The 12,290-nt window shown below is 38.3% G+C and carries 11 protein-coding genes; 7 read left to right on the forward strand and 4 right to left on the reverse strand.

Annotated features, from left to right (window positions below; genetic code table 11):
• The first annotated feature begins 30 nt into the window (after positions 1 to 30).
• The 6 genes from R2800_12945 to R2800_12970 all read left to right on the forward strand — a co-directional run bounded on the left by R2800_12945 (position 31) and on the right by R2800_12970 (position 6,461).
• Positions 31 to 615 carry a DUF3341 domain-containing protein gene (locus tag R2800_12945; GenBank protein ID MEZ5017958.1) on the forward strand — a complete coding sequence of 195 codons (585 nt, stop codon included), beginning with the start codon at positions 31 to 33 and terminating at the stop codon, positions 613 to 615.
• A gap of 51 nt (positions 616 to 666) precedes the next feature.
• Positions 667 to 1,314, forward strand: a complete 648-nt coding sequence (locus R2800_12950; GenBank protein MEZ5017959.1) for a cytochrome c — start codon at positions 667 to 669, stop codon at positions 1,312 to 1,314.
• Between the two features lie 44 nt (positions 1,315 to 1,358).
• Positions 1,359 to 2,573 (forward strand): quinol:cytochrome C oxidoreductase, encoded by a 1,215-nt coding sequence (locus tag R2800_12955; protein ID MEZ5017960.1) that lies wholly within the window; start codon positions 1,359 to 1,361, stop codon positions 2,571 to 2,573.
• Between the two features lie 70 nt (positions 2,574 to 2,643).
• On the forward strand, positions 2,644 to 3,693 hold the full coding sequence (locus tag R2800_12960; GenBank protein MEZ5017961.1) for a cytochrome c oxidase subunit II: 1,050 nt from the start codon (positions 2,644 to 2,646) through the stop codon (positions 3,691 to 3,693).
• 42 nt (positions 3,694 to 3,735) lie between these two features.
• Entirely contained in the window at positions 3,736 to 5,547 is a 1,812-nt protein-coding gene (locus R2800_12965) for a cbb3-type cytochrome c oxidase subunit I (GenBank protein ID MEZ5017962.1), read from the forward strand.
• Between the two features lie 176 nt (positions 5,548 to 5,723).
• Positions 5,724 to 6,461 (forward strand): T9SS type A sorting domain-containing protein, encoded by a 738-nt coding sequence (locus R2800_12970; protein ID MEZ5017963.1) that lies wholly within the window; start codon positions 5,724 to 5,726, stop codon positions 6,459 to 6,461.
• Positions 6,462 to 7,094: 633 nt separating this feature from the next.
• Here R2800_12970 and R2800_12975 read toward each other — a convergent pair.
• From R2800_12975 to R2800_12985, 3 genes are all read right to left on the reverse strand, one after another.
• Complete coding sequence (locus tag R2800_12975; GenBank protein MEZ5017964.1) at positions 7,095 to 8,165, reverse strand: Omp28-related outer membrane protein; 1,071 nt, start codon at positions 8,163 to 8,165, stop codon at positions 7,095 to 7,097.
• A gap of 111 nt (positions 8,166 to 8,276) precedes the next feature.
• Positions 8,277 to 9,800, reverse strand: coding sequence for a glutamate--tRNA ligase (gene gltX, locus R2800_12980; GenBank protein MEZ5017965.1), 1,524 nt, complete (start codon positions 9,798 to 9,800; stop codon positions 8,277 to 8,279).
• Positions 9,801 to 9,852: 52 nt separating this feature from the next.
• Positions 9,853 to 10,686 (reverse strand): aminotransferase class IV, encoded by an 834-nt coding sequence (locus R2800_12985; protein MEZ5017966.1) that lies wholly within the window; start codon positions 10,684 to 10,686, stop codon positions 9,853 to 9,855.
• A gap of 70 nt (positions 10,687 to 10,756) precedes the next feature.
• Between R2800_12985 and R2800_12990 the strand changes: the two genes are divergently transcribed.
• The gene (locus R2800_12990; GenBank protein MEZ5017967.1) at positions 10,757 to 11,707 is read left to right on the forward strand and encodes a UDP-3-O-(3-hydroxymyristoyl)glucosamine N-acyltransferase; all 951 of its coding nucleotides are present in this window, start codon (positions 10,757 to 10,759) and stop codon (positions 11,705 to 11,707) included.
• On the opposite strand, the gene R2800_12995 is transcribed toward R2800_12990, so the two are convergent.
• A complete protein-coding gene (locus tag R2800_12995) occupies positions 11,700 to 12,278 on the reverse strand; it encodes a GNAT family protein (protein MEZ5017968.1) in 579 nt (192 codons plus the stop codon). The two genes, R2800_12990 and R2800_12995, sit on opposite strands and share 8 nt — an antisense overlap.
• Positions 12,279 to 12,290: the final 12 nt, after the last annotated feature.

Below are 12,290 nucleotides of genomic sequence, written 5' to 3' on the forward strand. Positions count from 1 at the left end.
GCTTTTAAGTAATAAAGAATTATTTAAACAATGGCTATAAAGAAATTTGCAGTAGGGTGTTACGATGATGAGGCGGTATTGTTTCCCGCAATAGATAAGGTGCGCAACAGTGGTTTCAAACTACATGATGTGTATACACCTTTCCCTGTTCACGGGTTGGATAAGGCGCTTGGTCAAAAAGATACAGACCTACACGTTGCTGGTTTTATATACGGTATCACTGGTACTTGTACAGCAGTAGGTTTTATGTCATGGATATTTTTGAGCGACTGGCCAATCAATTTTGCCGGTAAACCTCACTTCTCATTACCTGCATTTATTCCTATTACGTTCGAGCTTACAGTATTATTTGCTGCTGTAGGTATGGTATTGACATTCTGTTATTTGAATCAGATAATGCCAGGTGTTAAGAAGCACGTTTTCCACCCACGCCAAACTGATGATTTGTTTGTTGTAGCGTTGGAAATAAGTGACGATGATGCAGGCGAAGAAGCTATCAACTTCTTGAAGTCTACTGGTGCTATGGAAACATCAGTACAATATGCAGAGAGCGAGTGGTGGTACGGACGTTTTGATAAAGAAGAAGAATACGAAAAATTAAATCCGGCAACCTAGTAGTTAGCATTAGGTAACCTTAGTTGTTGAACATTGAATATTAAATTATTTATGAATAAGACCAAAAGCATAGTAATTGCGACTTTAGTGATAGGTCTAGGTCTTACGGCTTGTAGCAGCGATGATACTCGTCGTAATCCCGGTAAGATATATGCACCGGATATGACCTACTCACGTGCTTATGATGCTTACACCGAGAATCCAAACTTTACGGATAGCCAAACTAGCCGTCCGCCAGTAATGGGTACAGTAGCAAGAGGCAATGAGTTGCCAGACCATTTGGTTGAAGGAGATGAAGAAGCGTACAAATCGTATACTACGAGCCTACGTTTTACTCCTGATGAAGTAGCAGAAGGTGGCCGTTTGTATAATATTTACTGTGGTATTTGTCATGGTAATAAATTAGATGGTCAAGGTCCTTTATACACTAGCGGTAAGTTTGCCTCTATGCCAGCCAACTTGAAAGATGCTAAGTATAAGGATATGAAAGTGGGTACTATGTATGCAGCTATCAAGTTTGGTAAAAACATGATGGGCTCGTATGCTAGCCAACTTGACCAGAAACAACGTTGGATGGTTATTGCTTACATCAAAAGTGTACAAGCAGAAGATGGTGGTAACCCATTCACTTTAGGTAAGAAAGAAGAAGCAATGACAGCTATGAGTCAAGAGGCTCATGATGAACATGCGGAACATTAATTTTAACATTAGCAATTAGTAAGCGTACTTCTAATAATATTACAATGAACGAACGTTTTGAGATACCGGCAAGATTAAGAAATACCAGCATCATACTAATGGTAGTAGGTGTTTTGGTACTACTTATTGGCGCTCTTTTGCCAGCCGATAGCGCACTCCATGTTGACAAAACACGTTTTTGGACAGTGTTGTTGCACAACAGTGTATTCTTCTTATTGATAACAGTAGCAAGTGTCTTCATTCAAGCTGCGGCGTCTTTGGCGCACGGTGGATGGATAGTTGCTTACAAAAGAGTACCTGAGGCTATTGGTGCCAATGTATGGGTATTCGGTATTATCGCAGCTGTTATACTACTTTTCATCGCTTTTGGTCTTGATGTACATGGCCATAACCCTATATATCACTGGGTACACCCTGAAGGTGATGCAATTTTAGAAGGTAAGTCTTCATTTTTGAACCCAACAATGTTTACCATCTTTACGGTAGTAACAATTGGTCTTTGGTCTTACTTCGGAATTAAGTTTAGAACGCTTTCTCTATCAATGGAAAAAGCGCCGACTAATAGCACTAAAATATATTTCACTACACTTAAGTGGGGTGCAGGTTTCTTATTAGTATACGCACTAACACAAATGAGTACTGCTCCTTGGATGTGGATCATGAGTATAGATGCGCACTGGTATTCTACAATGTTTAGCTGGTATACCTTCGCTAGTGCCTTCGTAAGTGGTATGGCTATTATCTTCTTATTCGTTGTAATGTTGAAGAACAATGGTCAATTATCTATAGTTAATAAAGAGCACATACACGATCTAGGTAAATTTATCTTTGCATTTAGTGTATTCTGGACTTATGTATGGTTTGCACAGTACATGTTGATATGGTACGGTAACATTCCTGAGGAGACTACTTACTTCAAGATCCGTCAACAAGGACCTTACAGCTTGATATGGTACTCTGTATTCATCATCAACTTCTGTATGCCGATCATCATTTTGATGTCTCGTCCGAGTAAACGTAACTATTTCACATTGACGTTTATGGCAATGATTGTCATTTTCGGTCACTGGTTAGACTTTTATATAATGACAATGCCTGGCCCATTAGGTAAAAACTGGCATTTGAACTGGTATGAATTAGGTGTGTTTGCAGGTTTCATAGGTATATTGATATTTAGTGTGACACGTTCACTTGCTAAGCATAATCTAGTACCACTGAATAACCCATTGCTGAAAGAAGCTGTAATACACGAAAGTTAATACTGAAGTGTATTTAAGCGGAGCGTAGAAATTGAATAACATTAATAAGTAAATACAAGATAAACTGACTATGTCGGGACTTATTTTAACATTATTGGTAGCGCTGGTATTCATTATCATATACCAAATAGCGCAAGCAAGCGAATTAACAGCTGTTCTTCGCGGTGAGGAAAATGTAAAGCATAGAACCAACCGTATCATAGCGATATTGTTGGTAGCCTTTTTCTTCCTTGGCCTTTGGGGTATTTGGGAATGTCATGAAATGTTGATTGACAAAATGCTTCCTGTTTCAGCATCAGAGCATGGTGTTCAGTATGATAACATGCTTAAGATGACACTTTGGGTAACAGGTATCGTATTCTTTGTAACTCAGGCTATTCTATTCTGGTTTGCATGGAAATACCAAAGCAGTGAGAAACGTAATACTTCTTTCTTCTACCCGCACAACAACAAGCTAGAGCTAGTATGGACTACTATCCCTGCTATTGCAATGGCAATTCTTGTGGCTTTTGGTTTGAAGAACTGGATGACAATGACTGATGAAGCTCCTAAGGATGCACAAGTAGTTGAGGTTGTTGGTAAGCAATTCAACTGGATAATGCGTTACCCTGGTGCTGATGGTGTTTTAGGGAAAAGAGACTTTAGAAACATCAACGATGCTGATAATATTCTAGGTTTAGACTGGGAAGATAAGAGCAATGATGATGATGTAGTGATACAAAATGAGCTTCACCTTATAAAAGGTAAGCCGGTAAAACTAATTATAGGTTCAAGGGACGTAATACATGATGTTGGTTTACCTCATTTCCGTCTTAAGATGGACGCGGTACCTGGTATTATTACAACAATGTGGTTCACTCCTCAGTATACAACAGAGGAAATGAAGAGCATGACTAATAATCCTGATTTCGTTTACGAGATCTCTTGCGACCAAATGTGTGGTAAAGGACACTACTCTATGAGGGGTATTGTGATAGTGCATACGCAAGAAGAATATGATGCTTGGATGGCAGAGCAAAAAAGCTATAAAGCATTAAATAGCGCTGAGGTTGCTGAAGAACCTGCAACTGAAGCTACAGAAGAAAAAACTGATAGTGTTAACGCAATAACGATGAAGTAAATCGGTCAAAAAAACAAGCTAAGACCAAAAAAAGTGTAAAAAATGAGCGACGTTATCATTCAAGGAACTAATACAGCGCACACACACGATGCGCATGATCATGGTCATGACCACCATGAGCAGCACTTCATCACGAAGTATATCTTTAGCCAAGATCACAAGATTATTGCTAAGCAATTTCTTGTAACTGGTATTATATGGGCTGTAATAGGCGCATTAATGTCTGTATTCTTCCGTTTGCAATTAGGTTTCCCTGAGCAAACTTTCCCTATTATGGAAAGCTTCCTTGGCGAGTGGGCTAAAGGCGGAAAACTAGATCCAGAATTTTATTATGCATTGGTAACAATGCACGGTACTATATTAGTATTCTTTGTATTGACGGCAGGTTTGAGTGGTACATTCGCCAACCTGCTCATTCCACTTCAAATTGGAGCACGTGATATGGCGTCGCCATTCATGAACATGTTATCTTACTGGTTCTTCTTCTTAGCTAGTATTTTAATGTTTGTTTCTCTATTTGTTCAAACTGGTCCTGCATCAGGTGGATGGACAACATATCCTCCATTGAGTGCATTGAAAGAAGCTTCTTTAGGTTCTGGCTTAGGTATGGATCTATGGTTGACTAGTATGGCACTATTCGTAGTTTCGTCATTACTAGGTGGTCTTAACTATATCTCTACTATCCTTAATATGCGTACTAAGGGTATGACGATGACTCGTATGCCACTTACTATATGGGCATTGTTCTTCACAGCGGTATTAGGTGTATTATCTTTCCCTGTATTATTATCAGGTTTCGTACTACTTATATTTGACCGTAATTTCGGAACAAGCTTCTACTTATCAGAAATATTCATTGCTGGTAAAGCGCTACCACATGTAGGTGGTTCTGCAATTCTTTACCAACACTTATTCTGGTTCTTAGGTCACCCAGAGGTATACATCATTATGCTTCCTGGTATGGGTATGGCGTCAGAGATATTATCTAACCACTCACGTAAGCCTATTTTCGGTTACTTGGCGATGATCATATCATTGATCGGTATTACAGTACTTGCCTTCTTGGTATGGGCGCACCACATGTTCGTAACAGGTATGAGTCCTTTCTTAGGGTCTATATTCGTACTACTTACGTTATTAATCGCCGTACCATCAGCAGTTAAGGTATTTAACTGGTTAACAACTATTTGGAGAGGTAACATCCGTTTCACTAACCCAATGTTGTTCTCTCTAGGTTTCGTTTCGTTATTCATCTCAGGTGGTCTTACAGGTATCTTCTTAGGTAACTCTGCTCTAGATATCCACCTACACGATACTTACTTTGTTGTGGCCCACTTCCACATTGTAATGGGTGTATCTGCCTTCTTTGGTATGTTTGCCGGTATTTATCACTGGTTCCCTAAGATGTTTGGTAGGTTTATGAATAAGACGTTGGGTTACATCCACTTCTTTATAACGTTCATTGGTGCTTACTTGATTTTCTGGCCAATGCACTACGAAGGTATCGCTGGTATGCCACGTCGTTATTACGATTATAGCGCTTGGGAATCATTCAAACAGTTTGATAGCCTGAACGGATTTATAAGTATAGTGGTAATTGTGGTATTCTTTGCACAACTACTATTCGTTGTTAACTTCTTCGCAAGTATATGGAGAGGACGTAAGGTTACTGTTCAAAACCCATGGGGTTCTCCTACATTGGAATGGACGACTCCTATTAACCCTGGTCATGGTAACTGGGAAGGAGAGATACCAACTGTTCACCGTTGGGCTTATGACTACAAGGATGATGGCAATGGAAACGATTTCATCGCTCAAACAGTTCCTTTAAAAGACGGTGAAGAAGCGCATTAATATTCATTTATAACATTCTCAATAAACAAAAAGGCTACATTTTATGTAGCCTTTTTAGTGCGTATAATATCGACCTTACAAAGCTGATTATCAATACTATTGTCATGTTTTTGTTAGGTTAATTTTCTATTTGATTTAAAAGTATTTTTTCGTTATATTGCATACAAATCATGTCTATGAAGCCATACATATACTCTTTACTAGTTTCTGCTAGTTTATTTGTAGGAATTTCTACAGCTCAAGCACAGTCTTTTGAGACAGAGGGAGGTGATACTGTGCGCGGTACTGTTTACAAAAATCTAGATCTACATAATAACATCACTAATAAAACAGGCGCTAACATTCAAATTGAATGGAAGGTAGTTGCACACGATTTCCCAGCTTCTTGGAGTGGTGGTATGAATCTTGGTATTTGTGATAATGCTCTTTGCAGACAAAATAGTAACAACCAATTACTGAATGGTTCTACGTTTACATCTAACGACTATGCGCCAAATGTAAAGGGCGACTTCCACGTTCAGTTGGCAGATTATGATGCTAGTACTATAATACCTGGTACTTACTACATCACTGTAAACATGAAAGAGAAGGGTGGTACATACAATAAAAATGTAACGTTCATCTTCTCTAAGTGGACTACTAGTGTCGGTAATATTAACCAAGCCAGTGATAGAGTGAATATCTATCCAAACCCAGCTAACAACGTTATTAACGTACAATTTGGTAAGTATAAAAACATTGAAAACGTATCTATTTATAACCTTGTAGGTAGAAAGATGGCTTCTTACAATGTTTCGTCTAATAGCTCTGAAGCTAAACTAAACATTGAAAAAATACCAACAGGTGTATATTTTATCAGACTTTCTGATAGCAACGGTAATATCGTTACAACTCGTAGATTTACACATATGTAATCTTAGTTGTTTGAATATATTTTAAAGGCTTAGATTTTTTCTAAGCCTTTTTTATTGCTTATCAGTTAACGTCTTTAGTCTGTTTTATCTTCAGTGTTTTGAGAGCTACTGCTTATTATTCATATAATCTAAAAGCACGTCTTTTCTATACTCTCTTTTTCCCTAGCTAATAAAACTTCCTTGAGCTAAAGAATACTTAAGCTTTAACCAACTTGTATAAATAGTAGGTTAGGCTATCAACAGTTATTGCCAATAAAATAGGCTTCCTTGGGTAAGAAGATTATGTTTTTAATAGCCCTTGGGGATCTTTTCTAGCCCTTTTGTGTTGCTAAGCTGAGCATAAGGAATGCTTATGGGTTGATGCTATAATTAGATAGTATTGTTTGCGTTGAGAGGGGATATATATCTATCAATTTAAGTTTTCTTATTCCCTCTAGTAAGTGACTTATATTCCTTAAGTCGCCTCTGCTCCATATAGGTAAGAAAAGAAGGCTAGTTTGTGTTGTTGGAGACTTAAAATTGGAGAGAAATGGAATTGGTGAATAGATAATAATCAAAATAAATAAAGCCTAGCGATTACGCTAGGCTTTATTTATAATTTATATACTTAAAGTAAGTATCCTAGTAGGAGAATTACTTAGTAACTGACAAACGTTGAGTAGAAGTACCCTCTTCGCTAGCAATAGTAACGTTGTAGATACCAGCTGCGATGTTAGCAGTGTTGATAGTGTGGATAGTTCTACCGTTAGATACGTTAAGAGAACCAGAGTTGTAAACTTGACGACCCATAGCATCTGTAACGATAACTGAAGCTGTAGTAGCTTTAGCAGCGTCAAAAGATATTGTAGCTTGAGTAGTAGCAGGGTTTGGATAAACTGCTACGTTTTGTACGTTGTTTACAGTAGCAACTGAAGTAGGGAATGAGTAGTGCTCAGTTCCGTTTACATAGTCATGCTTAGTACCGTTAACTTTGTAGATGATAGCAATTGGCTTCAACTTAGTTTTGTCCCATTTAGTATCAGTAACAGTGAAGTTGAAAGTTTTGCTGTAATCGCTGTTAGCAGCAATAGTACCAGTAGCGATTTGCTCACCCCATGTAGTAGAAGACATGCTAGCTCTTAATACGTTGTGGTGACCTACAGTACCTGTTTGACCAGCTTGGATGTGTTGTGCATCATCTTCAACTAAGTATACAGCTACTTTGTAAGTACCACTAGCAGCAGCGTAGAACATAGTTTTAGTAACTACTTCAACATCGTTACCAGTGATCTTGTAAGTCATGCCAGTTGCAGCAACAACAGGCGCAGCAGCGTGAGTAGCAACAGCAGCATTCACGTCAGTTTTAGTACCAGCAGTATTAACGCTACCACCAGAAGTGTTAGCTTTACTGTGGTCAAAGAAGTTAACAGAGAAAGTAGGGTAACCGCTACCACCAATTACACCTGCAAAGTTTGCAGCAGTTTGGTTGTAGAAATCAGTGTTATCCCAGCTTGAGCTACTAGAAGAGTAGTAAGAAACAGGGAATGCATTGTTAGCACCAGCAGTAATCACATCATTATATAATGTCCAACCCCAAGATCCGCAAGGACCACACCATGTAGCAGTCATTTTACCGATCATAGATACATTCTTCTTCTCAGGAGTTTGTGCATCAGCGCTAGATAATGTAGCACCAGCTAATAAAAGTAGAAGTAATTTTTTCATTCTTTAAGTTTTAAGAATTTGACAATTAATGTTATCGTAGTTACCAAATATAATAATATTTTAACGATATAGCCAATTTTATTTTAGGTTTTATAAGTTTTTCTTTGATATTTATAAATTGCTTATAGTAGCCTCTATTCTACCTTTTGTAGCCTCTAGGCCAATATATTCAGCTATCTCAAATACACCAGGTCCATATTTACCTCCTACTAGCATTATACGTAATGGTAGCATTAAACTGCCTTTCTTAATATTCAAGGATGTAGCCATTTCACTAAAGTTCTCTTCAATACTACCAGCATCCCACTGTTTTATATTGTCTATTTGCGCTAGCCAGCTATTAAAAAAGTTGGTGTGATCATCACTCCATTTGCTCTTAATAGTTTCTACGTCAACTGTTTCCGGATTTTTGAAGAAGAAATGGGCTTGTTGCCAAAAGTCGGTCAACAAGTGGCAGCGTTCTTTTACCAATGCTACTACTTTTGTTAGATAGTCCTCATCTACCGTTATACCTTGCTCTACAAAGTAAGGCTTTACCAGTTGAGCCAATATATGATTGTCTGACTTTAATATATATTGTTGGTTATACCATTTGGCTTTTTCATAGTCAAATTTAGCACCGCCTTTATGAATACGGTCTGTACTGAATTTCTCTATAAGTTCTTCCATAGAGAAAAGCTCTTGTTCTGTCCCATCGTTCCAACCCAACACTGCTAGTATATTCACAAAAGCTTCCGGTAAAAACCCTTTCTCTTTAAAACCTTCAGAAAAGTCCCCCTTTTCCTTGCTGCCCCAGTTCATAGCAAACACAGGGAATCCTAGTCTTTCACCATCTCTTTTACTTAACTTGCCATTACCATCGGGTTTTAAGATCAATGGTAAATGCGCCCATTTAGGCATAGCATCTTCCCAGCCTAAGTATTTCCATAAAAGGATATGTATTGGAGCACTTGGCAGCCATTCTTCTCCCCTAAAAGCGTGCGTTATTTTCATTAAGTAATCATCTACAACAACGGCTAGGTGATAAGTAGGCATGCCATCACCCTTCAGAATTACTTTATCATCTACCACATTAGTATCATGAGCTATGTCTCCACGAATCATATCGGTAAAACGTACGGTTTCGTTCTCCGGAACTTTTATACGAACGACATGAGGTGTGCCATTTTTTATTAGTTCATTTACTTCCTCTTTTGGTAAAGAAAGTGAGTTACGCATTTGCATGCGAGTATGTCTATCGTATTGAGGGTTTGGATTTTCTTTACTGCGTAGCTTGTTGCGCATAGCCTCAAGCTCTTCTGGCGTGTCAAAAGCATAATATGCATTCCCCTCTGCTATAAGCTGCTCAGCATATGGTCTGTATATCTCTTTTCTTTCACTCTGCTTATAAGGGCCGTAATCTCCGCCATGTCTTACACTTTCATCGGGAGTTAGACCACACCAGTCCAAACAATTGAAAATATAATCTTCGGCACCTTCTACAAACCTGGTTTGGTCGGTATCTTCAATACGTAATATGAATTTGCCATTATTGTGTTTAGCAAAAAGGTAATTGTATAGAACGGTACGTACACCGCCTAAGTGTAGGCCTCCGGTTGGGCTAGGCGCAAATCTTACTCTTACTTCGTTAGTCATAGACTGCAAAAGTAAGTTTTATCGCTTTTTAGCCAATCTTTAATGAAGCTATTTATTGAGTGAAAATTTTGTCGTGCAGCGCCTTTACTTTGTCCTTCTTAAAGGTCATATCATCAATAGTACTTACCCATTTTATTTTGCGTATAGCATTGGTAAGAAAGATACCGTCCGCAGCTTTAAGTTGTGCTCTTGTAAGCGGCTCTTCTTTTATGTTGATACCAGCCATTGGAAGTTGCTCGAGCAAGTATTGTCGCATAACACCTGCAATACAGCCTTCGCTAAGTGGTGGTGTATAAATAGTATCTCCTTTGATCCAAAAGATGTTAGCTATTGTAGATTCAATAATGTTTCCACTGATATTGCAAATAAGAGCATCGTCAAATCCTTTTTTGTCGGCTTGTCTTGCTGCTATAGAATAAATGAGGGCGCTACAAGATTTAAGATTGGCAAGAGAGTCATTACTTTTTTGCAATCCTTCAGCTATTGATAATCTTACACCTGTTTCGTTGAGTTCTGTTATCTGCTCCTTTTCAGGTGTAACCACTATTACAAACTCTGTCCAAGCATTATGGCCATCGTATAAGCCTCCTTGCCCGGCATATATTTGCAGGCGTACTCTACAGAGCTTTTCTAGTTTATTTTTCTTTACGGTCTTTTTTATCTCTGCTTCCAGCCAGTTAGCATCCATTATTTCCGGCATAATAAGCTCTAGCTGCTCTACGGCACCAAATAGTCTTTTCCAATGGTATTCTTTAAGCTGGATAACACCACCTCTGAAAAGCATAGTTTCAAACACACCATAGCCAAACCTGAAAGCACGGTTGTTATAAGGAACTTTAGCAGAAGTCTCTTTTACTATCTGCCCATTTACATTGACATATCTCAATACTACTGGGTTTCTTAAATTTTCTAGTTACTTCAAACAATCATTGTATTTTTACTCCAAACATTCTTCTATGATTTTCGAACAACCTGTTTCGGTACAATGGATCGCTGACTTTATCGGTGCTAAGCTTATAGGCAATACGGCAAATACGGCTACAGGCATTAACGAGATACATAAAGTTACTCATGGAGATGTATCTTTCGTAGACTTTGAAAAATATTTTAATGCATGTTTAACTTCTGCAGCTACAATTATAATAATAAATAAAGAAGTAGACTGCCCTGAGGGTAAAACTTTACTTATTCATGACGACCCTTTTAGCGCCTATGTCAAAATAGTGACGCATTTCAGGCCTTTTGAGCAGGCTAACAAAATGATAAGCGATACAGCACAAATAGGAGAAGGAACCATTTTGCAGCCCAATGTGTTTGTAGGTAATCATGTTACAATTGGTAAAAACTGTATTATTCATCCAAATGTGACTATATATGACCATAGTGTGATAGGCGATAACGTTATCATACATGCAGGTACTATTATTGGAGCGGATGCTTTTTATTTTAAACGTAGAAAAGAACGTAATGTGCAGTATGACAAAATGGAAAGTTGTGGTAGAGTGATCATACATAGTGACGTAGAAATAGGAGCAGGCTGCACTATAGATAAGGGAGTGAGTGGAGATACTATTATAGGACAGGGTACAAAGTTTGATAATCATATACATATTGGGCATGGCGCTGTGATAGGCAAAAACTGTCTATTTGCAGCACAGGTAGGTGTAGGAGGTAAGGCAATAATAGAAGATGAAGTGATACTATGGGGACAAGTAGGTGTAAGTAAGGACCTAACTATAGGTAAGGGAGCTATAGTATATGCGCAAAGTGGTGTTCCGCAGAGTATAGAGGGGGGTAAAAACTATTTTGGTAGTCCGGTAGATGAAGCCAGAACTAAGATGAGAGAACTCAACTTCACTAAGAGATTACCTGAAATATGGGAAAAGCTGATGGCCTTGACTAAGTAGCTTTAAATTCTTTCTTTGGATTTTCAGGGAGTTTTTTCCATTCTTTTTTGAGTAGGCCTGTAATTACAAGGTCTTCAAATCTGCCATTTACAATGGTGCCGTCACGTATTACGCCTTCTAGCTTGCAACCAAGCCTGTCGGCTACTTTTGCACTACGTTCGTTTTGCGGTATAAACTGGATCTCGATTTTATTCAGCCCTACTTTATTGAAAAGGAAATCGACAAACCTAAGTAGGCATGCTGATATAATGCCCTTCCCTTCATATTCTTTACTGATCCAATAACCTATTTGTGCTTTTTTGAGGGTATGATCCCAAGCGTGCATACCTATACCGCCTATTATCTCACGTTTATGAAAGATACCTAGCGCTAATGCTTCCTGCTTGTTTTGGTGACTGATATATTGTTGCAAGAACTGAATGGAATGTTCAGGCTTTGTAGTGCTATCTACCCATGACAGCCATTTGCGTAAATGACTACGTGAGGCATCTACGGCTTTAAATAGCATAGCTGCATCATCCAGTTCATAGGAGCGTAATAATATATTTTCGTCTATCAGTATAGACACCATAAGAAGCTCAAT

The organism is Flavipsychrobacter sp. (genome assembly GCA_041392855.1).
In the GTDB taxonomy this organism is placed as follows: domain Bacteria; phylum Bacteroidota; class Bacteroidia; order Chitinophagales; family Chitinophagaceae; genus UBA5543.